Here is a 24,871-nt window from a genome sequence, read left to right as displayed (position 1 = left end):
GAGTCTTCCCGGGGCCCTTCGGACGTTCTCAGGTCGTGCGGGGCCTCAGAGCGCGGTGGCGGTCAGCCAGGCGTCGAGGAGGCCGCGGTCCCCGGAGTGGGCGAAGCGGGGGTCGTCGGCGGCGTACCGGCGGTGCAGCAGGAGCAGCAGTTCGTCGCTGTCGCCGGTGACGCTCGCGGTCGGTCGGGTACGCGTGGCGGATGCCGCGTTTCCGCGCCGCCAGGTGAAGCCGCCCCCGCCGAGCGTGAGCGTCCAGACGGTCCCGGTGTCCCGGGCCGTGAGCCGGAGCAGGTCGCCGTCACGGTCCAGCTGGGCGATCCGTTCGGCGGTCGACGGGACGTACAGGAGGGTGGCGAGGTGGTGCTCAATGCCCTCGGCCGCCGCGCCGGGGTCGATCGGTCCGGCCGTCCCTGCGAGTGCGATCTCGGCGTCGGCGAGGTGCACGACGGCCTCGAAGAGGACATGGCGCGGGTAGTACCCGGCGCGCGGTTCGGGTCCCGGGGACCAGAGCGGGGTGTCCGGGTCGGCGGCGCGGAGGGTCGCGACGAGGGTCTCGGCGCCGGCGGCGAACCAGTCGGGGTACGCGGCGGGGTCGCCCGGCAGGTCGAGCGGGACGTCATCGGCGGGGACGCGGGCGGTTGCCCCGGTGCGTACGAGGTGTTCCGCCCAGCGGTGGCCGGTGCCGAGGTGCCGGGTCAGCTCGGCGAGGGTCCAGCCGGGGCAAGTGGGCACGGGGGTGGCGGGGTCGGCGTCCCGGACGGTGGCGACGAAGCGGCGGGCCCGCTCGGCGACGGCCTCGCAGGCGGCGGCGTGGGTGTCCTCGGTGAGGCCGAAGCCCTCCGAGACCCTGAGCAGTTCGTCCCGCCAGGGCCCCTCCGGCCGGCGCAGGGCCGCCGCGCGGAAGTGCCCGTCGAGGGCGCGCCGGTCGTCCGCCGGGAGCCCGGCGAGCGTGGCCCCGGTGCACTCCAGCCACTTCACCGCCGTGTCGGGGTCCAGGACGTCGTCGTCACTGGTCTCGACGGCCGTCACCAGCTCGGCCAGGGCCTCCGCCAGTGTGCTCAGCAGCGCGTCGCTCATCGGGTCTTCCCCTCCCGGGTTCTCCACGGCATCCCGCGCATACCGCGCGGTATGATCTCTCCGCCATGGAGATCAATGCCACCTACACCAGTCTCGTCGCCCTCGGCGACAGCTTCACCGAGGGTATGTCGGACCTGAAGGCCGACGGCTCGTACCGGGGCTGGGCCGACGTCCTCGCGGGCCGCCTCGCCGCCCGCTCGCCCGACTTCCGCTACGCGAACCTCGCCGTGCGCGGAAAACTCATCGGCCAGATCGTCGACGAGCAAGTCGACCTGGCCGCAGGGATGAAGGCCGATGTCGTGACCCTCGTCGGCGGGCTCAACGACACCCTCCGGCCCAAGGTCGACATGGTCCGGGTGCGGGACCTCCTCACCGAGGCAGTGGAACGCCTCACACCCGCCTGCCGACAGCTGGTCCTGATGCGCAGCCCCGGCCGCGAAGGGCCGGTCATGGAGCGCTTCCGCCCCCGCATGGAGGAGCTCTTCGTCCACCTCGACGAGCTCGCCGCCCGGCACGGCGCCCTCGTCGTCGACCTGTACGGGGCGCCGGCGCTCGGCGACCCCCGGCTGTGGGACGTGGACCGGCTCCATCTGACCGCCGACGGGCACCGGCGGGTCGCCGAGGCGGTGTGGCAGACGCTGGGCCTCCCTCCCGAGGACGACTGGCGGACTCCACTGCCCCCGGCCGGGCGCACCGGCTGGGCGAGCCGGCGGATCGCGGACGCCCGTTTCGCCAGGGAGCACCTGGGACCGTGGATCGGACGGCGGCTCACGGGCCGCTCCTCCGGGGACGGGCGCACGCCCAAGCGCCCCGAACTCCTGCCGTACGAGACGTCGTACGAGGCGCCGGCCGGGTCGTGAACCGGGACGCGGGGCGCGCGACGCGACGCACACCCCCTTCGTGACCTGCGTCTCGTAGCAAGCTCCACATCCCTCCGTGGCGCTGGCCTGCACAAACCGCCAGTAGAATCTCTCCACGTGACTGCTGTGACTGCGAAGCCCCGTATCCCCAACGTTCTGGCCGGCCGCTACGCCTCCGCGGAGCTCGCCGTCCTCTGGTCCCCCGAGCAGAAGGTGAAGCTGGAGCGTCAGCTCTGGCTCGCCGTGCTGCGTGCGCAGAAGGACCTCGGGATCGAGGTTCCGGACGCCGCCCTCGCCGACTACGAGCGCGTTCTCGACCAGGTCGACCTCGGTTCCATCGCCGAGCGCGAGAAGGTCACCCGGCACGACGTGAAGGCCCGCATCGAGGAGTTCAACGCCCTCGCCGGCCACGAGCACGTCCACAAGGGCATGACCTCGCGCGACCTCACCGAGAACGTCGAGCAGCTCCAGATCCGCCTCTCCCTGGAGCTGATGCGGGACCGTACGGTCGCCGTCCTCGGCCGCCTCGGCAAGCTCTCCGCCGAGTACGCGGAGCTGGTCATGGCGGGCCGCTCGCACAACGTCGCCGCCCAGGCGACCACCCTCGGCAAGCGCTTCGCGACCGCCGCGGACGAGCTGCTCGTGGCGTACGCGCGCCTTGAGGAGCTCCTCGGCCGCTACCCGCTGCGCGGCATCAAGGGTCCGGTCGGCACCGCGCAGGACATGCTGGACCTGCTCGGCGGCGACGCCGGCAAGCTGGCGGACCTGGAGCAGCGGATCGCCGGTCACCTCGGCTTCGCGCACGCCTTCACCTCGGTCGGCCAGGTCTACCCGCGCTCGCTCGACTACGACGTGGTCACCTCGCTCGTGCAGCTGGCCGCCGCGCCGTCGTCGATCGCCAAGACGATCCGTCTGATGGCGGGCCACGAGCTGGTCACGGAGGGCTTCAAGCCCGGCCAGGTCGGCTCCTCGGCGATGCCGCACAAGATGAACACCCGCTCCTGCGAGCGCGTCAACGGCCTGATGGTCATCCTGCGCGGCTACGCGTCGATGACCGGCGAGCTCGCCGGCGACCAGTGGAACGAGGGCGACGTGTCCTGCTCCGTGGTCCGCCGCGTCGCCCTGCCGGACGCCTTCTTCGCGCTGGACGGCCTCCTGGAGACCTTCCTGACCGTGCTCGACGAGTTCGGCGCCTTCCCGGCCGTCGTCGCCCGCGAGCTCGACCGCTACCTGCCCTTCCTGGCGACCACCAAGGTCCTCATGGGCGCCGTGCGCGCCGGCGTCGGCCGCGAGGTCGCCCACGAGGCCATCAAGGAGAACGCCGTCGCCTCCGCCCTCGCCATGCGCGAGCAGGGCGCCGAGCGCAACGAGCTCCTCGACAAGCTGGCCGCCGACGACCGGATCCCGCTGAACCGGGCGCAGCTCGACGAGCTGATGGCGGACAAGCTGTCCTTCACGGGCGCCGCCGCCGACCAGGTCGCCTCCGTGGTCTCCCGTATCGAGGAGATCCTGAAGCAGCACCCGGAGGCCGCCGCCTACGCCCCCGGCGCGATCCTCTGACCGGGACCCCCCGGTTCACCCAGCAGCAGCTGGAGGCCGCTCGCGACCGCGTCGTTCCCGACGTGGTGGCGGGCGGCCTTTCCGTGCTCTTCTGCGGGATCAACCCGGGTCTCATGACGGCCGCGACGGGCCACCACTTCGCCCGGCCGGGCAATCGGTTCTGGCCGGTGCTGCACCTGTCGGGGTTCACCCCGCGGCAGCTGCGGCCGGACGAGCAGGACGAGCTCCTGTCGTACGGGCTCGGCATCACGAACGTGGCGGCGCGGGCGACCGCGCGGGCCGACGAGCTGAGCCGGGAGGAGTACCGCGAGGGCGGGCGGATCCTGGTCGACAAGGTCGAGCGGCTCGCGCCGCGGTGGCTCGCGGTCGTCGGGGTCACCGCGTACCGGACGGCGTTCGGCGAGCCGAAGGCGGCGATCGGGCCGCAGGAGCGCGTGATCGGTTCCACCCGGGTCTGGGCGCTGCCCAACCCGAGCGGCCTCAACGCCCACTGGACGGCGGCGACGATGGCCGAGGAGTACGCGAGGCTCCGGGAGGCCGCCGTCCATTACGCCTGAGGCGGGTCCACCGCGGTCACCAGGGCGAGGAGCCGGAGCGGCAGTTCCTTGTCCCACCGGGAGATCCCCAGGGCGATCCACCGTCCGCCGTCCCACCACAGGCGCAGTTCCGCGGTGTGGTTCGCAAGGGCGGACCAGGGCTCCGGTAAGGACTCGCCGGCCAGGCTCCGCTCCAGGACCGGCCAGAGGTCCAGCTCCGTCGGCCGGCCCCAGCGGACGGTGAGCACGGCGGCCAGCCCGTCCCGTTCCGCTTCGTACTGTTCCTCGGCGAGCCCCCGGCGGGTGCCGTCGTCGTCCCGGAAGTCCTCGCTCGTCGCGAGCTCCGCCAGGTGGAAGTCCGGACCGCCACCGGAACCGCCGGTGAGGCGCGCGCGGAACTCGTCGATCGTCGCCAGGTGGCGTGCCATGGTCATAGGGCCAGTAAAGCGGCCGGCACTGACAGTTGGCGTCGCGTCAGGCGGACCGGCGAGGGGCTCGGGTCCGCACGGCCCGGGGGCGGCACTCGCCGCGCCCCGGCCCATTGAGTACCATCCGCCGAAGAGGTGCACGAGCTGGGAGGACACACTGTGGGGCGGCTGACCGGCGGGGATCCGTCTCTGCTGCGGCGGATCAACTCCGCGGTGGTACTTCATGCTCTGCGGGGCGCCGACGCGCCCACGCTCACGGACCTGACCCGGATCACGGGTCTGTCGCGGCCGACGGTCGAAGGCGTCGTCGAGGGGCTCATGGAGGGCGGGCTCGTCGTCGAGTCGGCGCCCGAGGAGGGCGAGGCCCGGCGCCAGGGTCGTCCGGCGCGGAGGTTCCGCTTCCGCGCGGAGGCCGGTCATCTCCTCGGCATCGAGATCGGCCCGCACCGCGTGGCCGCCCTGCTCTCCGGTCTGGACGGCCGGATCATCGGCGCCGGATCCCGCGAGGTGTCGGAGACGGCCCCCGAGGACGAGCGTCTGGACAAGGTGCGGGTGGTCGTCGCGGACGTGCTGCGCAGGGCCGGGGTCGCCCGGTCCAATCTGCGGGCCGTCGGCGTCGGGACGCCCGGCATCGTGGAGGCCGACGGCACGGTACGCCTCGGTACGGCGCTGCCCGGCTGGACGGGCCTCGCGCTCGGCGAGCGGCTGCGCCGCTCCTTCAAGTGCCCGGTCATCGTCGAGAACGACGCGAACGCGGCGGCGGTCGCCGAGCACTGGAAGGGTGCCGCGACCGACTCCGACGACATCGTCTTCGTCCTGGCGGGGCTGAGCCCGGGCGCCGGTTCGCTGATCGGCGGCCGGCTCCACCGCGGCTACGGCGGGGCGGCCGGGGAGATCGGCGCCCTGCACCTCCTGGGCCGCGGGGTCACCCCCGAGCACCTCCTGTCGACCACCGACGAGCCGCTGCACCCGCTGGACGAGCAGGCGGTCGCCGAAGTCTTCGCGCTGGCCCGGAAGGGCGACGCGCGGGCGGAGGCGGCGGTGGACCGGTTCATCCAGCGGCTCGTGCACGACGTGGCGGCGCTGGTCCTCGCGATCGACCCCGAGCTCGTGGTCGTCGGCGGCTGGGCCGCCGGGCTCGACGGTGTGCTCCCGCCGCTCCGCGAGGAGCTGGCGCGCTTCTGCCTGCGGCCGCCGCGCGTGGTGCTCTCGCTCCTGGGCGAGGCCGCCGTGGGCACGGGTGCGCTGCGGCTCGCCCTGGACCACGTCGAGGAGCAGCTCTTCGCGGTCGACGGAACGGTGACGGCCCGCCGCTGAACCGCCGGAGTGGCGGTCCCTCGACGGGCCGTTGCGCGCTAGGCGCGGTGTCAGGAAGCCATCACCAGGTCGACCGAGTCGCCGAAGGTGAGGCGGCAGGTGTCGGCGCGGTACGTGGCCACCGAGACGGCGGCGGTGCGCCCCTCGGAGAGGTAGCGGGTCGTCACGACGAGGACGGGCGCGCCGGGCAGCCGGTCGAGCTCCTTGGCGTCGTCGGCGCGGGCCGAACCGAGCTCCACGGAGCGGTCCTGGCCGTCGAGGGCGAGGTGCTGGAGCTCGCGCAGCACCGTGCGGGCGCGGGCGGGTCCGGCGGGGGTGTCGATGGCGCTGAGGCCCGGCACCGATGCGGCGGGCACGTACAGCAGCTCGGCGGCGACCGACTGGCCCTGGGTGACGCGGATGCGGCGGACGACGTGCACCTGCTCGTCCGCGGCGATCTCCAGGACGCGCGCGACGGCGGCCGGGGCCACGTCGCTGGCGGAGTCCTGGGACTCCCAGGTCTCGTCGCCGACACCGGGCCAGGCGTGCTGGGCGGTGGAGACGTCGACGCCGACGCGCGGCGGGGCGACCGTGGTGCCGACGCCGCGGCGGCGCTGGAGACGGCCTTCCAGCTCCAGCTGCTCCAGGGCCTGGCGGAGCGTGGCACGGGCGACGCCGAAGCGCGCCGCGAGCTCCCGCTCGTTGGGCAGGATCTCTCCGACGGCGAAGTCCGAGTCGAGCGCTTCGCCGATCACTGTCTTGAGGTGCTGGTACTTCGGCTCCGGTACCGATTCCAGCTGCGTGGTCCCCACCCTGATCCTCCGCAAATTCGCCGTGTCCCGCGGCGTTTTTCCGCGCCCTTGTTTATTAAAGGTTCCTGCACTAACTCTGCGACCATAAGGCGAGCCACCCCCTTGGTCAAGACCAATCCTCCGTCAAACGACCCCGAATGTGACCCTCTGACCTAGATCGTTCACAGGACGTTCGCGCCCGCGTGTGCTCTGCGCAGCAAACGGCCCCGTCTCCCGGGTCGGGAGACGGGGCCGGGGGCCGGGGCCGGGGGCCGGGTCAAGGCGGGGCTTCAGAGGTCGGCGAGGCCCTGGAGCTTGTCGGGGTTACGGATGATGTAGACGCACTGGACGCGCCCGTCGCGTACCTCGACCTGGAAGACCGAGTCCGGCCTGCCGTCCACGAAGGCGACCACGGCGGGGGCGCCGTTGAGCTCGGCGAAGCGGTAGTCGTACGTGGTGTCCGTCCCGGTCGCGACACCGCGGAAGAAGCGGCCGATCTTGTCGGCGCCGTCGATGATCCGCAGCGGGGCCTTGGACTTGCCTCCGCTGTCGCCGACGAGGCGCGCGTCCGGGGCGAGCAGGGCGAGGAGCTCGCCGAGGTCGCCGCCGGACGCGGCGGTGAGGAAGCGCTCGGTGAGGTCGCGGCGCTCGGTCGGGTCGACGTCGTACCGCGGCTTGCCCTCGTCGACGTGGCGCCGGGCGCGGCCGGCGAGCTGGCGCACGGCCGACTCGGAGCGGTCGAGCGCGGTGGCGATCTCCCCGAAGGGGAAGCCGAAGGCCTCGCGCAGTACGAAGACGGCCCGCTCCAGGGGGGAGAGGGATTCCAGGACGACGAGGACCGCCAGGGAGACGGAGTCGGCGAGCAGGGCGCGCTCGGCGGTGTCGGGGGCGGTCGCCCCGAAGTCGGTGACGACGGGTTCGGGCAGCCAGGGGCCGACGTAGGACTCGCGGCGCGCCTGGGCCTGTCGCAGCCGGTCGATGGCGAGCCTGGTGGTGATCCGTACGAGGAAGGCGCGCGGCTCGCGGACGGCGGCGCGGTCTTCGGCGGTCCAGCGGAGCCAGGCCTCCTGGACGACGTCCTCGGCGTCGGCGGCACGCCCGAGCATCCGGTAGGCGACACCGAGGAGCATCCGGCGGTGTTCCTCGAAGAGGTCGGTCAGGGTGTCGGTCGGCGTGGTCGGGATATCGGTGGGCACCCGCCCATCCCAGCCGACCGCTGCCGCGCTGTCCAGTTTCGACTCCCGGTCTTGAACTACTGGCTACCGAACGGTAATTCTTGCTGACGAGCCGTATAAGGAACTTCAGGGGAGCCGGAATGCCCGCACGGATCGCGTTCTCGATCGGGACCCCGTCGGGTCCCCGCACGACGTCCCTGGCGTACGAACGGAGGGGCTCGGGAGAACCCCTGCTGCTGCTCCACGGCATCGGGCACCACTGGCAGGCCTGGGAGCCGGTGCTCGACATCCTCGCCGCCGAGCGCGAGGTGATCGCCGTCGACCTGCCCGGCTTCGGCGCCTCGGACCCCCTTCCGGAGGGCTGCCCCTACGGCCTCCCCTCCGTCGTCCCGGTGCTCGGCGCCTTCTGCGAGGCCGTCGGCTTCGACCGGCCGCACGTCGCGGGGAACTCGTTGGGCGGGCTGCTCGCGCTGGAGCTCGGCCGGGAGAAGCTGGTGCGCTCGGTGACCGCGCTCTCCCCCGCCGGCTTCTGGTCGGAGAGCGAGCGGCGGTACGCCTTCGGGACGCTGCGGGCCATGCGGGGCGCGGCCCTGTCGCTTCCCGTGCCGGTGATCGAGCGGCTGTCCCGTACGCCCGTCGGCCGGACCGTGCTCACCAGCACCATCTACGCGCGCCCAGGCCGGCGTTCACCCGAGGCGGTCGTCGCCGAGACCCTCGCCCTGCGCGCGGCCTCCGGCTTCCACCAGACCCTGGCCGCCGGCCGGAACGCCCCCATGCCCGGGGACGTGCCCGGCGTCCCGGTCACCGTCGCCTGGGGCACCAGGGACCGGCTGCTCCTGCGCCGCCAGGGTGTCCGCGCCAAGCACGCCCTGCCCGGCTCCCGGCTCGTGCGGCTGCCCGGCTGCGGTCACGTGCCCATGCACGACGACCCGGCTCTCGTCGCCCGCGTGATCCTGGACGGCAGCCGCTGACCTCCTCCGGCTGAACAGGCCGGTGCCCAGCGCGGCCCCGGCTCCCACGAGGAGACCGCCGGCCGCCTGCGGGAGCCCGAAGGCGGCGCCCGCGACCAGGGCGGCACTCAGCGCGGCGGCGACCGGGATCGCCCCGGTGTAGAGGGTGGCCCGCTCCATGCCGATCCGCTGGACACCCATGTAGAAGAGGACGAACCCGACGACCGTGGCCAGGGCCGCCTGCCAGACCAGGGCGCCCGTCTCCACGGCCGTCGGAATCCGGACGAAGCCGGCCCCGTCGACGGCGAGGCCGACGAGCGTCGCCTCGACCGCGCCGATCCCGCACACGGCGACGGTCAGCAGCTTCGGCCCGAGCAGGCGCAGCACCGGTACGGCGAGCACGGTGAACCCCACCTCGCCCACGAGCGCCGCCACCGACCAGCCGATCCCCGCCAGGTCCGTCCGCCCCCAGCCCTGCACGGTGAAGGCGCCGGCGGCGACGAGCAGAGCCCCGTACAGGACGGCGGGGGCGGGCCTGCGGCCCTCGGTCAGCGGGACGAGGACGGCGACGACGACCGGGGCGCAGCCGACCAGCACCCCGGGAACGGCCGGTTCGGCCGTCCGTTCGGCGGCGAGCACCGCGAGGTTGAAGCCGACCATGCCGACGGCCGCGACCGCGGCGAGCCGCAGCCAGTGACGGAGCGTCAGGGTCCGGAGCGGGGTGAGCCCGCCGCGGCCGAGCAGCGGGAGCAGGAGCAGACAGGCCGCCGCGTACCGCAGGGCCTGCCCGCCCGCGTACGGATAGGCACCGAGGAGGCTGTTGGCGGTGAAGGAGGCGCCCACGAGGGCGTAGGCGAGGGTCACGAGGAGGACGCCGCGCAGGGAGTTCGCGTTCATGGTCTCGACGCTAGGAAGCGGCGCGGTCCTGGTTAAGGTCCACTCTCCCCGCGTCATCGGGGACCACTTCCTGCCGCCGTGGGTCCCCTGCGGCTCCTCTTCGGCTCCTCTTCCGTTCCTCGTCCGGGCGAACGGCGTGTCACCCTTGGTCTCCGCGCGTCAGGAACTCGTCAAGGCGCGGAGGTCGGGAGCGGGAGGGGCCGTGACGGAGAGGGAGCCGGTCGAGGGGTACCTGGAGGGTTACGCCGAGATCCTGACCGGCGTGTGCGCGGGGGGCCGCAGGCTCACCCGTGACGAGCGCGAGACCCTGCGCTCCCAGGGGGAGCGGGCCGCGGAGGTCGGCATCGGCCTGCGGGCCCTCGTCCGCGCCCACCTGTCGGCCGCGCAGCGGGTCCTCCCCGACGTGCCGCACTCCGCCGTCGGGCACCTCCTGAGCGCCGTGGAGCAGGCCGTCGACGCCTTCGCCGAGGGACACGAGCGGGCGCAGCGGCTGGCGATCCGCCAGGAGGAGGCCGCACGACGGGAGTTCGTCGACGACCTGCTCTACGGGCGCAGCGACCTCGGGAGGCTCGCCGAGCGTGCGGTGCGTTTCGGGCTGCTGCTGTCCCACGCCCATGCCGTGGCCGTGGCGCGGGGCCCGGAGCCGTACGACGACGGCTGCGCGGTCATCCGGGCCGTCGAGTCCGCGCTCTTCGCCCGCTTCGGCGACCGCCGGATCCTGCTCACGACCAAGGACGGGCGGCTGATCTGCCTGGCGCCGGCGGACGAGCCCGAGGTGCTGGCCCACTTCGCCAAGCAGGCGTACGCGGCGACCGGCGGCGGCCAGGTCGCGGTCGGCCGCGCACACCCGGGCGCCGGCGGTGTCGTCCACTCCTACGAAGAGGCGCTCAACGCCCTCGACCTCGCCGCCCGCATGGACCTGGACGACCCGGTGCTCCACGCCGCGGACCTCCTCGTCTACCCGGTCCTGGCCCGCGACCGGCAGGCGATGGTCGATCTCGTCCACACCGTGCTCGGACCGCTCCAGCAGGCGCGCGGGGGCCCGAGGCCCCTGCTCGACACCCTCACCGCGTACTTCGACACCGGCTGCGTCACCGCGCAGGCGGCCCGCCGACTCAGCCTCAGCGTGCGGGCGATGACGTACCGCCTCGATCGCATCCACCGGCTGACGGGCTCGGATCCCGGCGATCCGGTCCAGCGCTACACGCTCCAGACGGCCGTCGTCGGGGCCCGGCTCCTCGGCTGGCCCGACCAGCCGCTGTGAATCCGGAGCGCCGGCTCGCCCCTGACGGCATCAAGAGCGCGTAAAGATTGCCGGGATACGGCAATGACCATCCGTGCTGTTCCGTGGAAGCATCCTCATGGGGGCGGAAAGGGTCGCCCGGAACGGGGTGGCGCGCATGGGGTGGTTTCTGGGTCTCGGCAGTGCGGGTCTCGTCCTGCTGGCCCTCTCGCTGGTCTTCGACGGCATCCTCGAAGGGTTCTTCGACTCGATCGGCGGCGGATTCGGGGGCGGACTCAGCGGACTCGACGGGGCTCTCTCGCTGCCGGTGATCGCCGGTTTCGTGTCGGCCCTCGGGTTCAGCGGGGCCATCGCGACGGGCGCCGCGGGGGCCGGGGTCGTGGTCGCGACCCTCACGGGCATCGCCGTGGGCGCCGTCGTGGCCTGGCTCACCTGGCGGTTCAGCCGGGTGCTGCTCCGGGACGGCGCGGCGCCCGCGCCGCGGGGCGAGGACCTCACGGGTACGTCGGGTGCGGTGGTCACGGCCATTCCCGCCGACGGCTACGGCGAGGTGCTGCTGTATCTGGGCGGGCAGCCGGTGAAGTACGCGGCGAAGGCCGCGGAGCCGGTGGCGCGGGGCACCGAGGTGTGGGTGGAGTCCGTGCCGTCGCCGACGTCGGTGACCGTCCGCCCCGTCGAACGCTGACCCGGCCCACTCTCACCCACTCACTTCCATCCAAGGGGAATTCACCATGAGTCCTGTCCTGGCCGCCGTCGTGGGCATCGTCGTCCTCGTCGTGCTCCTCGGCCTGGCCGTCGTCACCCGCTACAAGGTCGCCGGGCCCAGCGAGGCGTTCATCATCACCGGCCGCCGCGGCAAGCAGGCGACCGATCCCGCGACCGGGCGGGTGTTCACCGACAACAGCGGCCAGAAGGTCGTGGTCGGCGGCGGCGTGTTCGTCGTGCCGTTCGTGCAGCAGAAGTTCACCCTCGACCTGTCGAGCCGGCACATCCCCGTCGCGGTACGCGGCGCGGTCACCCTGCGCGGGGTGAAGGCCAACCTGGAGGGCGTCGCGATCGTCAAGGTCGGCGGCACGGAGGACTCGATCCGGGCGGCCGCGCAGCGGTTCCTCATGCAGCAGGACGGCATCGTCGGCTTCACGCAGGAAGTGCTGTCCGGCGCGCTGCGGTCGATCGTCGGCCGCATGTCGGTCGAGGACATCATCCGGGACCGCGCCGCCTTCGCCGGTCAGGTCGCCGAGGAGGCCGAGGCCAGCCTGTCCGGGCAGGGCCTTGTCCTGGACGCCTTCCAGATCCAGGACATCACCACCGAGGGCTCCTACCTGGAGGACCTCGGGCGCCCCGAGGCCGCCCGCGCCAAGCAGGAGGCGGACATCGCCGAGGCCGTGGCCCGCCGCGCCGCCGAACAGGCCCGGCTGAAGGCGGAGGAGGAGATCGCGATCGCGCAGCGGACCCTCTACCTGAAGCAGGCCGAGATCAAGGCCCAGACCGACGAGGCCGCGGCCCAGGCCAACGCGGCCGGCCCGCTCGCCGACGCCGCCCGCCAGCAGGACATCCTGGCCGAGCAGGAGAAGGTCGCCGCACGCCAGGCCGCGCTCACCGACCGGCAGCTCGACACCCAGGTCCGCAAGCCCGCCGACGCCGCCCGCTACCAGGCCGAGCAGGAGGCCGAGGCGCGTCGTATCGGCCTGGTCAAGCAGGCCGAGGCGGACGCCCAGCGGGCCAGGCTCACCGGTGAGGGCGAGAAGGCCCACCGCGCGGCCCTCGCCGACGCCGTGCGCATCGAGGGCGAGGCCGAGGCCGCCGCCATCGCCGCGCGGGGCGCCGCCGAGGCCGAGGCCATGGAGAAGAAGGCCGACGCCTTCGACCGGTACGGCGACGCCGCCGTCCTCCAGATGCTCGTCGAGGTCCTGCCGCAGGTCGTCGCCAAGGCGTCCGAGCCGCTCTCGGCCATCGACAAGCTGACCGTCATCTCCACGGACGGGGCGAGCCAGCTGACCCGTACGGTCACCGACAACGTCGCCCAGGGCATGGAACTCCTCTCCTCCACCACGGGAGTCGACCTCGCCCAGCTCCTCCAGGGCTTCACCCAGCGGAAGCCCGTACCGTCGCAGCCCGTACCGGCGCCGGCCGTGCCGTCCGACGACGGATCGATCGAGATCACCGGCTAGGGCCTGTCCGCTGCCTTCGGCAGGTGGCGGAGGGAGATGACGCCGAGTGCGGCGTGGAGGACGGCCGCGACAGCGGCGGCGGTGTGCAGGCCGGTGACGAAGGCCGACTTCGCGTCCTCGGCCACGGCGGGTACGAGGCCGGGGATCCGGAGTGTCTCGTCGAGGGTGCCGGCGAGATCGGGTCCCTGGAGCCGGAAGACAAGGGCGGCCAGCGAGCCGAGCAGCGCGATGCCGAGGGCGTTGCCGAGCTCGTTGCCGGTCTCGGCGATCGCCGCCGCGGCCCCGGCGCGTTCCGCGGGGACGGCGGCGACGGCCGTGTCGGCGACGACGCTGAAGGAGATCCCGTAACCGACGCCGGCGACGACGGTGGAGGCGACGTACCAGCCGATGCCGCCGGAGACGCCGGTCGCCGGCAGCAGGAACAGGCCCGCGGCGACGAGGAAGTGGCAGGTGACGAGCGCGGCCCGGGTGCCGATGCGGGCGGCGATCGCCGGGGTCACGACGCAGGTGACGGTGAGGACGGCGGCGCCGGGGAGCGCGACGAGGGCCGCGTCGAGGACGGTCAGTCCCAGGACGGACTGGAGGTAGATGCCGCCGAGGTAGGCCACCGCCGACCACGCGGCCAGCGGCAGAAAACCGGTCACGGCCGCGATTGTGAACACCCGGTCGTGGAAGAGGCGGAAGTCGATCAGCGGGTGTTCGAGGCGCAGTTGCCGCCGGACGAACCACCCCAGGGTGACGACGCCGGCCGCCCCCGCGACCACCGGGATCGCCGCCGGCCCTTCCGCGGCGGCGGACTTGATCGCGTAGACGGTCAGCAGGATGCCCACGGCGGAGAGCGGAACACCCACGACGTCGACGCGACCGCTCCCGGTGGCGCGTACCTCGCGGAGCAGGGCCGGGGCCAGCGCCAGGAAGAGGACGACGACGGGGAGGTTGATCAGGAAGACCGACCCCCACCAGAAGCTGCTCAGCAGTCGTCCGCCGACGACCGGGCCGATCGCGAAACCGGCGGCGAAGGTGGCCGCGAAGACGCCGATCGCCTGCGCCCGTCGGCGCGGGTCGGGGAAGAGTTCACCCAGGACCGCGAGCGCCGACGGCAGCAGCGTGGCACCGGCCACCCCCATCAGCGCCCGGAAGGCGATCAGCAGCTCCGGCCCGGGGGCGAACGCCGCTCCCGCGGACGCCGCGCCGAACACCGCCGCTCCGGTCATCAGAAGCCTCAGGCGCCCGTACCGGTCGCCGATGTTCCCGAACGCGATGAGCAGGGAGCCGACGGCGAATCCGTAGACGTCCAGGATCCACAACGTCTGGCCGGCGGTCGGCGACAGCGCTTCGGAGACCGAGGGCATCGCGAGGAACAGGACCGAGCCGTCCATCGCGACGAGGAGGACCGGACCGAGGACGACGAGCAGGCCGAGCCACGCTCGCGGACCGGGTGAGGGGGAAAGGGGCTGTGCGTGCAGCCGTGAGTTCGGCCGCACGTTCCGCTGCGTATTGCACGGGGGATTCCGCTGGGCATTCATGCGTCCGACGGTGGGCCACCCTCCGCCCGGCAACCATCCCCGCGTCGTGGGTACACCCGACAGGTACACCCACGCACGGACCATGCCGCCTACGCTCGAGGCCATGGAACTGGAGAGCCTCGGCGCCTATCTCAAGACCCGCCGCGACCGGGTCACGCCTGCCGACGTCGGACTCCGCGCGTACGGCACCGCCCGCCGTGTCCCGGGCCTGCGCCGCGAGGAGCTCGCCCAGCTCGCCGGGGTGAGCGCCGGCTACTACACGCGGCTGGAGCAGGGGCAGCCCGGTACGGCCTCCCAGCAGGTCCTCGACGCGCTGGCGGGCGTGCTCCGGCTCGATACGGCCGAGAGGACCCACCTGCACAACCTGGCCCGTCAGCCCACCACGCCACACCTCGTCCGGCCCCGCCCGGAGAAGCCGCACCAACGGGTGCTGGCGCTCCTGGCGTCCCTGGGAGAGAGCACGCCGGCCGTGGTACTCGGCCGGCGCGGCGACGTACTGGCCTGGAACCGCACGGGGCATGCCCTCGTCGCGGAGCACGTCGACTTCGAGGCGCCCCACGATCCCGCGCGGCGGCCGTCCATACCGAGGATGTTCTTCCTCGACTCCCTCACCCGGGACCTGCACGGGAACTGGGACGAGCTGGCCCGGATCCACGTCGCGTACCTGCGGCTCACCGCGGGCCGGTATCCCACGGACGCGCGTCTGGCCGAGCTGATCGGCGAACTCGCCATGCGGAGCCAGGTCTTCACCCGGCTGTGGGCCAAGGGCGACGTCGCGGACTGCACCGTGGGCACGATGCGCCTGCGGCACCCGACCGTCGGCGGGGTCGACGTCGACTACCAGGTGTGGCTCCAGCCCGAGAGTCCCGACCACCGGCTGGAGGTCTACACCCCCAACGACACCGCCTCGGCCGACGCACTGCAACTGCTGGCCGCCCAGATCACGTGAGCCGGTCCAGGCCCGTCACCGAGCGCCTGACGATGCGGAACCGGGCGGGTGGAGTTCGGCGCGTCGAAGCACGGGGACCGAGAGGCCGAGTGCTGCTGCCAGCAGACAGATCGCGCCGCATCCGAGGAAGAACATGTCCGCTCCCCACAGGGCTACCGTGATGCCGACGGCCGGGAAGAGCACGGGAGCGAGGCCCAGCGTGCACAGAGTGGTGACCGACGTGACCCGTCCGAGGTAGCGGGGGTCCGTCTCCGTCTGGACCAGGGCTCCGGTCACGGTAGTCGTGAACCCGCTGGTCAGCCCGATCACAGCACCGAACATGACGGCGACGGGAAGGGTGGGCGCCTGTCCCAGGGCGACCGCTCCGACGGCGGTGGCGAGCAGCGCGCCGCACATGGTGAGCCCGGCGCGCGGTATCCGGGTCGAGACGGTGAGCAGCAACGCCGAAGCCGCGGCTCCGACGCTGAACGCGCTCGCGATCCACCCCATGCCCGAGGCGCCCCAGCCGCGTTCGTCGGCCAGGAGTACCAGGCCGGTGGCGACAGGACCGCTGAAACACATCTCGCTCAGCCCGATCACCGTGACCAGCGGGGCGAGCATCCGGTGCCGGCGGACGTAACGCAGACCGTCACCCAGCTCGCGCCAGGCGGAGGCTCGCCGGGATGCCTCTGCCGAGGGTGTGATCCGCACGGTGAGCAGGGTGGCGAGCGAGAGAGCGAAGAGAACTCCTGCGGCTGCGAACGCGCCGCCCGCACCGCCGATCACCAGGACGGTTCCCGCCAGGAGGGGGCCGACGGCGTTGCTCAGCCGGAGGGACAATCCGCGCATCCCCTGGACCCGGGCAAGCTGCTCGGGTGCAGTGAGACGCGGCGGGAGCGCGCCCACCGCCGGCATGAAGACCGCGTCGACCACTCCGAAGATCAACGCGACCGAGACCAGCAGCCACACGCTCGGGGACGACGCCAGCATGGCCACGGCAGCGGCGAGGACGACCGCGCAGCGCACGGCATCGCTGACGACGGCGACCCGGCGCGGCCCGAACCGGTCGGCCACCACGCCACCGCCCAGCATCAGCACCGCACGGGGAAGAGCTCCGGCCGCGACCACCAGGCCCACCTGCGACGGCCCGCCGGCGCGCGTGGCGGCCCAGGACAGGGCGAGGAAGTACACGATGTCGCCGGTGACCGAAGCGGTGTACGCGGTGAGCCAGCGCAGAACGTTGACGTCCCGGTAAGCGGGCCGCGCCGACGGGGCTAATCCGTGCGCGTTCACACGTCACCGGCCGACGGCAGGGCCCGAGCCGTACCAGGTACCGGAAATGCCTGTACGTGCAGCGTCACCGGCGTGGCCCCCTCGGTCGCCTCGCTCTCTTCGTGTCGATAGCGGGAGATCACCTGGAAGATCTCGCCCCGCATCCGCTCCACCTCGCCCGGGGTCAGGTACAGAAGAAAGTCGCTGAACGCAGCGACGTCGAGCCACTCCTGAGGGAGTAGCGGTACCTCGTGCGCGGCCCTGCGCAGGCGATCCGCAGCGGCGAGGGCCACTGCGTGCGTGTAGGCGCGTCCGGCCTCGCGCTGCTCCGCAGGAGCGGCGGCGGGGTCGTGGATCGACTGGCGGTGGGCGGACTTCCACCACCGCTCCCGCCCGGTGCCACGGTCCGGCTCCTCCACGATGAGTCCGCCCGACGCGAGGCGACGCAGGTGGTAGCTGGCCGCGCCGGGGTTGATGCCGAGTTCGTCGGCGACCCGGGTGGCGGTGGACGGACCACGCTCACGCAGCAGGGTGAGCACGTTCACGCGCAACGGGTGAGCGAGTACGCGCAAGGCGGCGGTGTCGAGCTCGACGTCCCGTCCCGAAGGCTCGGTTGATGCAGCGGAGGAAGCGACCATGTGCCGAGGGTAGACCTGCAACAGTTGTTTCAAAAGAGTTGTTGTGAACATGGGAGAGACCTCGCCCTCGCACGGCATACTCGTCGGGAGCGGACCCCCAGGGACAGGATCGTGAGGCGGACGTGTCATCCACCACCGCGGGGCCGGCCGTGCAGCCGGCCTGGGAGTTGCTCCTGCCGGCGGCCGGCGCCCCGGCGCGGCGGCGGGGGCGGGCCCTGCAGGAGGCGCTGCGGGACGCGGTGCGTTCCGGGCGGCTGACGCCGGGGACGCGGCTGCCGTCGAGCCGGGAGCTCGCGGCCGACCTCGGCGTCTCGCGGGGGCTGGTCACCGAGGCGTACGAACAGCTCACCGCCGAGGGGTACTTGCGCAGCGACCGGGGCGCGGGGACCTGGGTGGGCGGTGCGGCGCGCTCGGCCGTGCGCGGGGCGCTCGATCTCGCGCCCGGCGCATCAGGGATCCAGGTGGACTTCCATCCGGGCACCCCTGACCTGGCGATGTTCCCGAGGGCCGCGTGGGCGGCGGCCCAGCGGTCCGTCATGGCGCGGCTCCCGCACCCGGCGCTCGGCTACCCGGACCCGCGCGGACTGCCCGAGCTGCGCGAGGCGCTGGCGGGGATGCTGGCGCGGCGGCGGGGGGTGGTGGCCGATCCGGAGCGGCTCGTGGTCTGTTCGGGCGTGGCGCAGGCGTCGACGCTGCTCGGTTTCGTCCTGCGGGGGCGGGGGCTCCGCACGGTCGGCATCGAGGATCCGGGCAGTCCGGAGCACGGGCGGCTGTTCGCCTCGACCGGCATGGACACGGTGTGGCTGCCGCTGGACGAGGAGGGGCTGCGGCCCGGGCCGCTCGCCGATTCCGGGGTGCGCGCGGTGGTCGTGACCCCCTCGCACCAGTTCCCGTCCGGGATCAGCTGGTCGGCCGAGCGGCGCGCCGCGCTCCTCGACTGGGCGCGGGCGGTGGACGGGTACGTCCTGGAGGACGACTACGACGGCGACTTCCGGTACGACCGGGCGCCGGTCGGCGCGCTCCAGGGGCTCGACCCGGAGCGCGTCGCGTACGCGGGCTCGGTCAGCAAGTCCCTGGCGCCCGGGCTGCGGCTCGGCTGGATGCTCGTCCCCGGGGCGCTGCTCGGCGAGGTCGTCGAGCGCAAGCGGACGATGGACCTCGGCAATCCCGTACTCGATCAGGCGGTGCTCGCGGAGTTCGTGACGCGCGGCGGGTACGACCGGCAGTTGCGGCGGTGTCAGCGCGCCTACCGGGAGCGGCGGGACGCGCTGCTCGCCGCGCTCGACGAGCATCTGCCCGGCACCCGGGTGAGCGGGATCGCGGCCGGGCTGCACGTCATCGCGCGCGTGCCGGGGTGCTTCGGGCCTCCTGCGCGGTTCCTGGCGCGGGCGGCCGAGGCGGGTGTGGCGCTCCGGCCGCTGGAGGAGTACGGCACGGCACGGCCCGCCGACGGGGACGTACGGCTGGTCATCGGGTACGCGCATCTGTCGCCCTCCGTCATCGCGCGGGGCATCCGGCTGGTGGCCGAGGCCGTGGGCCGGGAGTGATCTGTTCACGCGGGGTTGGTGTGGGCGCCGCCCCCGGCCGTTAGGCAGGGGGCGGCGGCGCGACTCCCGTGCCCGGACACGCTTCTGGAGGTCTTCGATGTCCCACTCCGTGCCCGATTCCCCTCTCTCCCCCGCCCGGCGCGGCCTGCTGCGCGGGTCGCTGGCCGCCTCGGCGGCGCTCGCGCTCGGCGGCACCGGACTCGCGGCACCCGCTTTCGCGCTCTCGGGGCGGCCGCGAGCCGCCTGGGGTGTGCAGACGGGCGACGTCACGGCCTCCTCCGGCCTGGTGTGGGTGCGGTCGGACCGGCCCGCGCGGATGCTCGTGGAGACCTCGGCGAGCGAGTCGTTCCGGCGGGTACGCCGGCATCACGGGCCGCTGGTCGGCGCGGGCACGGACTTCACCGGCACGACCGCGCTGCGCGGGCTGCCGGCCGGTGAGCAGATCCACTACCGGGTGACGCTGGCGGACCCGGACGATCCGCGCCGGACGGGCGAGCCGGTCGTCGGCACCTTCCGCACCGCCCCGGAGCGGCGCCGTGACGGCGTCCGCTTCCTGTGGTCGGGGGACATCGCGGGCCAGGGCTGGGGCATCAATCCGGACATCGGCGGCTTCCGTGCGTACGAGGAGATGCGCCGCCTCGACCCGGACTTCTTCCTGTGCAGCGGCGACTCGATCTACGCCGACGGGGTCATCCAGCCCAGCGTGACGCTGCCGGACGGCCGGATCTGGCGGAACGTCACGACGCCGGAGAAGTCGAAGGTCGCGGAGACGCTCGACGAGTACCGGGGCAACTTCCGCTACAACCTGCTCGACCACAACGTCCGGGCGTTCAACGCCCAGGTGCCGTCGGTGGTGCAGTGGGACGACCACGAGGTGCGGAACAACTGGTACCCGGGGCAGATCCTGGACGACGCGCGCTACACGGAGAAGGACGTCGACGTGCTCGCCGCCCGTGCCCTGCGGGCCTTCGGCGATTACACGCCGGTGTCCACCCTCCACGCGCGCGCGGGCGGCGGGTCCTCGCGAACGAGCCGGATGCACCGCGTCGTCCGGTACGGGCCGCTGCTCGACGTGTTCGTGCTCGACATGCGGTCGTACCGGAACGCCAACTCCCCCGGCCGGCAGGCCGACGACACGACCGGCATCCTCGGCGCGGAGCAACTGGCCTGGCTGAAGCGGGAGCTGGCGGCGTCCACGGCGGTGTGGAAGGTGCTCGCCGCGGACATGCCGCTGGGCCTGGTCGTGCCGGACGGGTCCGCGAACTTCGAGGCGATCGCGCAGGGCGACCCGGGCGCGCCGCTGGGCCGCGAGCTCCAGATCGCGGACCTGCTGCGGTTCGTGAAGCACCGCCGGATCACCGGCACGGTGTGGCTGACGGCGGACGTGCACTACACGTCGGCGCAGCACTACGCGCCGGAGCGGGCCGCCTTCCAGGACTTCGCGCCCTTCTGGGAGTTCGTGTCCGGTCCACTGGCGGCGGGCGGCTTCCCGGCGAACGCGCTGGACGCGACCTTCGGTCCGGAGCGGGTCTTCGTCCGGGCGCCGGAGCGGGCGAACCTGTCGCCGATGGAGAGCCCGCAGTACTTCGGCGAGGTCGACATCGACGGCCACAGCGGCGAGCTGACGGTACGGCTGCGGGCCGAGGGCGGCTCGGTGCTGTTCAGCAAGGTGCTGCGGCCGGGGCTCGTCGGACAGTAAGTCCTGGTCGGAGGCGGTACGGCGAGCGACAGGCAGGGCGGTACGGCGAGGGCCCCCGGTGATTGTCAGTGGCGGGCCGTACCGTTTTCTCCATGACGCGATCCGTACATGCGCTCGCTTACGCACGTCCTTCCGCGCTGGAGTCCACGGGCTCCGGCCGGCTGCTCGGCCTGGAGACGGCGGGGGGTCTCACACCCCGGGGTGCCGAGGCCCATCCCCGCTTCTTCTCGGGCTTCCTGGCCGCTCCGCAGGTCGCCGCCCGCGGTCTGCTCGCGGTCGCCGACGTGGCGGCGGCCCGCTACGACCAGCGGATACGGCCGGGTTCGCTGGACCCGGTGGTGACGGGGAACGGGGACCGGCTGCGGTTCGAGTCCTTCTCCGGCTGCGGCGGGGTGTACGCGCGCCTGGACGTGCTCGACGAGGGCCTCGGGGGCGCGGAGACGGGCCACGGCACGACCAATGTGGACGTCAACAACCCGCTGCGCGAGGCGCTGTCGCGGATGACCGGGGACGATCCGCTGCATCTGCGGGTCGGCCCCGAGGAGATGGCGGTGACCACCCTCGCGGGGGCGGTCGTGGAGAAGAAGGTCCCGCTGCCGGACCGGTGGTTGCGGGGGTTCGCCGAGGCGCAGGTCGCCTCGGCCCGGTTCGACCTGCGGGCCGAGCTGACGGGGACGGAGGTCGTCCGGTTCCTGCGGTCCCTGCCGCGCACGCAGGCCCGGGGGCGCGGCCCGCTGTGGATCGTCCCGGCGGGCCGGACGCTGCGTCCCACGACGCGGCCGGGTCCGGGTGCGGTGTGCCTGCCGGGTCCCGACCGGCTGGTCGCCCTGGAGCGGGTGCTGCGGCACGCGACGGGACTGCGGGTGTACGGGCCGGTGCCGGACGGCGCGGCCACGGCGAGCGCCTGGGAGGTGACCCTGCCGGGCATGCGGCTGACGCTGACGCTGTCGCCCGACCCGGCGCGGGGCTTCTCCGGCGAGGGCGGGGTCCTGGAGGCGCTGGCGACGGAGGACGCCGCGCAGGACGCGGAGTTGGTCGCCGTGCTGCTGGCCTGGGAGCCGCGGATCGACCTGGCGGACCTCGCGGCGCAGGCCGGGCTCTCGGTCGACCGGGTGCGGGCGGCGCTGACCCGGCTGGGCACGGCGGGCCGCGTGGGGTACGACGTGGCGGAGGCGGCCTACTTCCACCGGGAGCTGCCGTACGACGCGGACCGCGCGGAGCGGCACAACCCCCGCCTTGTGAGCGCGCGCCGGCTGGTCGCGGAGGGCGCGGTGGAGCTCGAAGGGGAGCTGGCGACGGTGGCCTCGGGCGAGCGGCGCTACCGGGTCCGGGAGTCGGGCGGGGCGCTGAACTGTACGTGCCGGTGGTGGGCGGACCACCAAGGGCGGCGGGGTCCGTGCAAGCACGCGCTCGCGGTGCGGATGGTCCGGCGGGGCGCGTCCGCCGCCGGGTCGGAGCCGGAAGCGGAGCCGGTATCGGAGCCGCAGGCGATACCGGGGGCCGGTCCTGGCCCGGGGCGGTGACGGGGCGCACGGCGGCTGTACGGAAGATGGGGGCGGGCGTAGTGACGCGACGGACGGAGAAGGCCGTGGGGACGACGAAGGCCGAGGGGGAAGGGCATTCCGTGGGGATCGAGAAGCTGATCGAGGCGGTGCGCGGTGGGCGCGCCGACGAGGTGCCCTCGCTGTTGGAGGGGCTGGGGACGGCGGAGCGCGGCACGGTCCTCGCGGAGCTGAAGTCGCTGCGTACCGAGGTGCGCGGCTGGGAGACGAAGCGCCCACGTGAGGCGGCCGACGTCCGGCGCGCGCTGTACGTCGCGGGGGCCGGCTGTCACCCGGGGGCTTCGGCGGCGGCGACCTGGCTCGGCGCCCGTGATCTGGCGCCCTGGCGCTCGGAGGGCAGTGGCCCGGTGCTCCAGGCGGTCGCCGACCGGTCTCCGGAGTGGCAGGCCGACGTGGCCGGCCGGCTCGCCGCACGGCCGGCCGTCGCGGAGCACAGCTACGAGCTGATCCGCGGCCTGGTGGAGCGGTCCGGCTGCGCGGTGCCGGCGACCGACGGGTACGTGCTCGGCTGGGCGTGGCAGTTCCGCGCCGGCAGCCGCTGGCGGTGGTCGTTCGAGGGCCCCGAGCTCCTGGAGCGGCTGCGGTCGGATCCGCAGACGCCGGTCCTGGTGCTTCACGCCCTCTCGATGGCGGAGAGTCCGGACGAGTTGACCTGGACGCTCACCGAGGCTCCGCACGCGCACTGGCCCACGGCTGTCGCGGCGCTCGTCGGGGAGGGCGTGCTGGACCGGACCGAGGTCCTGGACGCCGCCCTGTCCCGGCTGTTGCGGGGCGGCCGACCGCGCGACCTGCGGTTCCCCATGGACCTGCTGCGGCTGGTCGAGCCGACGGGGGCGGAGTTCCGGGAGCGGGTCCCCGACCTGGTCGGGATGACGGCGGACACCCCGTCGCCGATCGCAGGGTACGCGCAGGAGGTGCTGGCCGGGCTGGCGGTGGACGGGGGGCTGTCGACCGCCGCACTGGCCGAGATGACGAGCGCGGTGCTCTTCCGGACCGAGAAGAAGCTGGTGCGGGCCCAGTTGACGCTGGTCGGCAAGGTGCTGGCGCGGGAGCCCGGCGCGGCGGCCGAGCTGCTGCCCGCGGTCGCGGAGGTCTTCGGGAACGAAGACACCGACCTCCAGGGCCGCGCGCTGAAGCTGGTGGGCCGTCACCTGTCCGCCGTGGACGACTCCGTACGGCTGGAGCTGGCCGGTCAGGCCGGGTTGCTGAGCCCGGCGCACCGGCAGGCCGCCGTGGAGCTGTTCGGGGATTCCCTGGAGGGTGGCACCGGGCTCCCGTACGAGGAGATCCTGCCGCCCGTACCGGAGCCCCAGCCGGCCGGGCCCCCGGCGGCGACGATCGAGGAGCTCGTCGAGGGCATGCTGGCGAAGGGGGTCAACGACGATCCGGTGCGGTTCGAGCGGGCGCTCGACGGGCTGGTACGGCACGCCCACCGGGACCGGGAAGCGCTGACGCGGGCGGTGCTGGAGGCCTTCACCACCAAGAGCTGGCAGGAGCCTCACCACTTCTCGTACGACTTCCGTCCGCTCCACGCCGTGCTCGCGGGATTCCTCGGGCTGCTCGAGCCGTCGTGGATCGAGGACCGGAGGGTGCGGGAACCCGAGACCACGGCCTGCTTCCACGACGCTCTGACCGGCATCCGGGACGCGCGGCTGTGGGAGGCCTCCGCTCTGATCGGCACGGACGCGCTGCCGTTCCTGCTCGCCTCACCGACCGTGAGCACCGGCGGTGTCGATCCCCTGGTGCTCGTCGAGCGACTGCGCGCCTACCGGGACGCGGGCGTCGAGCCCGCCCCCGCCGATCTGGCCCAGGCCCTGCTGCGGGTCCTGCGGACCGCCCCCGACGCCGGGCGGGCGGAGGTGGAGGCGTCGGCCCTCGGCACCGAGGCCGGACAGCGGCTCGGCGCGTGGCTGCGGGCGGACGAGCCGCTGGCGGCGACCGTACGGTTCCTCGAGCGGGAGGAGGACCGGACCCTGGAGAGATGGTGGGTCGCCCAGCGGGTGGTGGTCGAGCTCGCCGACCGGGCCGTGGTGCGGGAGGAGTTCCCGCCCGCCTTCCGGTGGCTGGGCGGCACGCTGGAGACGGCGCCCCGCCGCTGCTACCACTGGGTCTCCGGCGGGGAGCACTGGGCTCCGGTCCTGCCGGCCGATCGCGAGGTCCTCGCGGCCTGCTTCGTGCCGTCCCTCGCGCGCGGCAGCGGCTCGGGGAAGACGTCCGAACCGCTGACCGGGCTGGCCGAGGCGGAGGGCCGGGTGGGCCGGGCCGTCGCCGTCGCCGTCGCGCTCGCACTGGGCGCCGGGGATGCCGACGACCGGCTGCGGGCCCTGGACGCGCTGCTCGTGCTCGCGTCGCGGGGTGATCTGGACGGCCGGAAGGTCGGCGAGGAGCTGGCGTGGCTGGTCGCCGAGGGTTCGGTCAAGCCGAACCGGCTGGCGGACGCGGCCCGGACGGCGGCGGTCACGGGGGCGTACGGGACGGTCTGGGCGGTGCTCTCGGCGGCGCTCCCCGAGCTGCTGGGCGACGGGAAGCCGGTGCGCGGCCTCGGCGAGGTGCTCGCGGTGGCGGCCGACTGCGTGGAGCGGTGCGGGGCGCGGGGTGAGCTTCGCGGGCTGGACGGCGTCGCTGCGGGCAAGGGCTCCTCGCAACTGGTCGTCCAGGCGAAGCGGCTGCGCGCCGCACTCGGCTAGGAGGCCGATCAGGAGGCAGACCAAGGGG

The 24,871-nt window shown here is 73.7% G+C and carries 20 protein-coding genes and 1 pseudogene; 13 read left to right on the top strand and 8 right to left on the bottom strand.

All coding sequences use genetic code 11. The features are described from left to right. Positions 1-45: 45 nt before the first annotated feature. On the bottom strand, positions 46-1,077 hold the full coding sequence (locus OG357_RS33620) for a maleylpyruvate isomerase N-terminal domain-containing protein (RefSeq protein WP_329624693.1): 1,032 nt from the start codon (positions 1,075-1,077) through the stop codon (positions 46-48). 65 nt (positions 1,078-1,142) lie between these two features. On the opposite strand from OG357_RS33620, the gene OG357_RS33615 reads away from it, so the two are divergent. The 3 genes from OG357_RS33615 to mug all read left to right on the top strand — a co-directional run bounded on the left by OG357_RS33615 (position 1,143) and on the right by mug (position 4,054). Next, on the top strand, positions 1,143-1,937 hold the full coding sequence (locus OG357_RS33615; protein WP_329624692.1) for an SGNH/GDSL hydrolase family protein: 795 nt from the start codon (positions 1,143-1,145) through the stop codon (positions 1,935-1,937). A 117-nt stretch (positions 1,938-2,054) separates the two neighbouring features. Then, positions 2,055-3,497, top strand: a complete 1,443-nt coding sequence (gene purB / locus OG357_RS33610; RefSeq protein WP_329624691.1) for an adenylosuccinate lyase — start codon at positions 2,055-2,057, stop codon at positions 3,495-3,497. 62 nt (positions 3,498-3,559) lie between these two features. After that, a complete protein-coding gene (gene mug / locus OG357_RS33605; RefSeq protein ID WP_329624690.1) occupies positions 3,560-4,054 on the top strand; it encodes a G/U mismatch-specific DNA glycosylase in 495 nt (164 codons plus the stop codon). On the opposite strand, the gene OG357_RS33600 is transcribed toward mug, so the two are convergent. Beyond that, positions 4,045-4,467 carry a hypothetical protein gene (locus OG357_RS33600; RefSeq protein ID WP_329624689.1) on the bottom strand — a complete coding sequence of 141 codons (423 nt, stop codon included), beginning with the start codon at positions 4,465-4,467 and terminating at the stop codon, positions 4,045-4,047. The two genes, mug and OG357_RS33600, sit on opposite strands and share 10 nt — an antisense overlap. A 153-nt stretch (positions 4,468-4,620) precedes the next feature. Between OG357_RS33600 and OG357_RS33595 the strand changes: the two genes are divergently transcribed. Beyond that, positions 4,621-5,778 carry an ROK family transcriptional regulator gene (locus OG357_RS33595; protein WP_329624688.1) on the top strand — a complete coding sequence of 386 codons (1,158 nt, stop codon included), beginning with the start codon at positions 4,621-4,623 and terminating at the stop codon, positions 5,776-5,778. A 50-nt stretch (positions 5,779-5,828) separates the two neighbouring features. Here OG357_RS33595 and OG357_RS33590 read toward each other — a convergent pair whose 3' ends face one another. Next, the gene (locus OG357_RS33590) at positions 5,829-6,569 is read right to left on the bottom strand and encodes a GntR family transcriptional regulator (RefSeq protein ID WP_329624687.1); all 741 of its coding nucleotides are present in this window, start codon (positions 6,567-6,569) and stop codon (positions 5,829-5,831) included. A gap of 269 nt (positions 6,570-6,838) precedes the next feature. After that, positions 6,839-7,744 (bottom strand): RNA polymerase sigma-70 factor, encoded by a 906-nt coding sequence (locus OG357_RS33585; RefSeq protein WP_329624686.1) that lies wholly within the window; start codon positions 7,742-7,744, stop codon positions 6,839-6,841. A 119-nt stretch (positions 7,745-7,863) separates the two neighbouring features. Between OG357_RS33585 and OG357_RS33580 the strand changes: the two genes are divergently transcribed. After that, positions 7,864-8,694, top strand: coding sequence for an alpha/beta fold hydrolase (locus tag OG357_RS33580; RefSeq protein WP_329624685.1), 831 nt, complete (start codon positions 7,864-7,866; stop codon positions 8,692-8,694). Positions 8,695-9,165: 471 nt separating this feature from the next. On the opposite strand, the pseudogene OG357_RS33575 reads toward OG357_RS33580, so the two are convergent. Then, positions 9,166-9,570: pseudogene (locus OG357_RS33575) on the bottom strand (EamA family transporter); the annotation flags it as partial. 202 nt (positions 9,571-9,772) lie between these two features. Here OG357_RS33575 and OG357_RS33570 point away from each other — a divergent pair. The 3 genes from OG357_RS33570 (at position 9,773) to OG357_RS33560 (ending at position 12,984) form a co-directional block, all read left to right on the top strand. After that, positions 9,773-10,834, top strand: coding sequence for a PucR family transcriptional regulator (locus OG357_RS33570; RefSeq protein WP_329624684.1), 1,062 nt, complete (start codon positions 9,773-9,775; stop codon positions 10,832-10,834). A 136-nt stretch (positions 10,835-10,970) separates the two neighbouring features. Further along, the gene (locus tag OG357_RS33565) at positions 10,971-11,498 is read left to right on the top strand and encodes a hypothetical protein (RefSeq protein ID WP_329624683.1); all 528 of its coding nucleotides are present in this window, start codon (positions 10,971-10,973) and stop codon (positions 11,496-11,498) included. Between the two features lie 46 nt (positions 11,499-11,544). Continuing rightward, a complete protein-coding gene (locus tag OG357_RS33560; RefSeq protein ID WP_329624682.1) occupies positions 11,545-12,984 on the top strand; it encodes a flotillin family protein in 1,440 nt (479 codons plus the stop codon). On the opposite strand, the gene OG357_RS33555 is transcribed toward OG357_RS33560, so the two are convergent. Then, positions 12,981-14,363, bottom strand: a complete 1,383-nt coding sequence (locus OG357_RS33555; RefSeq protein ID WP_329625774.1) for an MFS transporter — start codon at positions 14,361-14,363, stop codon at positions 12,981-12,983. The two genes, OG357_RS33560 and OG357_RS33555, sit on opposite strands and share 4 nt — an antisense overlap. 250 nt (positions 14,364-14,613) lie before the next feature. Between OG357_RS33555 and OG357_RS33550 the strand changes: the two genes are divergently transcribed. Then, positions 14,614-15,459 carry a helix-turn-helix transcriptional regulator gene (locus OG357_RS33550; protein ID WP_329624681.1) on the top strand — a complete coding sequence of 282 codons (846 nt, stop codon included), beginning with the start codon at positions 14,614-14,616 and terminating at the stop codon, positions 15,457-15,459. A gap of 15 nt (positions 15,460-15,474) precedes the next feature. Here the strand turns inward: OG357_RS33550 and OG357_RS33545 are convergent, their stop codons facing one another. Beyond that, the gene (locus OG357_RS33545; protein ID WP_329624680.1) at positions 15,475-16,731 is read right to left on the bottom strand and encodes an MFS transporter; all 1,257 of its coding nucleotides are present in this window, start codon (positions 16,729-16,731) and stop codon (positions 15,475-15,477) included. Beyond that, complete coding sequence (locus tag OG357_RS33540) at positions 16,728-17,348, bottom strand: ArsR/SmtB family transcription factor (RefSeq protein WP_329624679.1); 621 nt, start codon at positions 17,346-17,348, stop codon at positions 16,728-16,730. The genes OG357_RS33545 and OG357_RS33540 overlap by 4 nt, the downstream gene beginning before the upstream one ends. 122 nt (positions 17,349-17,470) lie before the next feature. Between OG357_RS33540 and pdxR the strand changes: the two genes are divergently transcribed. From pdxR to OG357_RS33520, 4 genes are all read left to right on the top strand, one after another. Next, complete coding sequence (gene pdxR / locus OG357_RS33535; RefSeq protein WP_329624678.1) at positions 17,471-18,895, top strand: MocR-like pyridoxine biosynthesis transcription factor PdxR; 1,425 nt, start codon at positions 17,471-17,473, stop codon at positions 18,893-18,895. A 97-nt stretch (positions 18,896-18,992) separates the two neighbouring features. Then, positions 18,993-20,594, top strand: a complete 1,602-nt coding sequence (locus OG357_RS33530) for an alkaline phosphatase D family protein (protein WP_329624677.1) — start codon at positions 18,993-18,995, stop codon at positions 20,592-20,594. A gap of 92 nt (positions 20,595-20,686) precedes the next feature. Continuing rightward, complete coding sequence (locus OG357_RS33525) at positions 20,687-22,117, top strand: SWIM zinc finger family protein (RefSeq protein WP_329624676.1); 1,431 nt, start codon at positions 20,687-20,689, stop codon at positions 22,115-22,117. 65 nt (positions 22,118-22,182) lie between these two features. Beyond that, positions 22,183-24,843, top strand: coding sequence for a DUF7824 domain-containing protein (locus OG357_RS33520; protein ID WP_329624675.1), 2,661 nt, complete (start codon positions 22,183-22,185; stop codon positions 24,841-24,843). The last annotated feature ends 28 nt before the right edge of the window (positions 24,844-24,871 follow it).

It is taken from the genome of Streptomyces sp. NBC_01255 (assembly GCF_036226445.1).
Taxonomy (GTDB): domain Bacteria; phylum Actinomycetota; class Actinomycetes; order Streptomycetales; family Streptomycetaceae; genus Streptomyces.
Note: the sequence above shows the minus strand (reverse complement) of the source record. Positions and strands in the feature narration are given on the sequence as shown.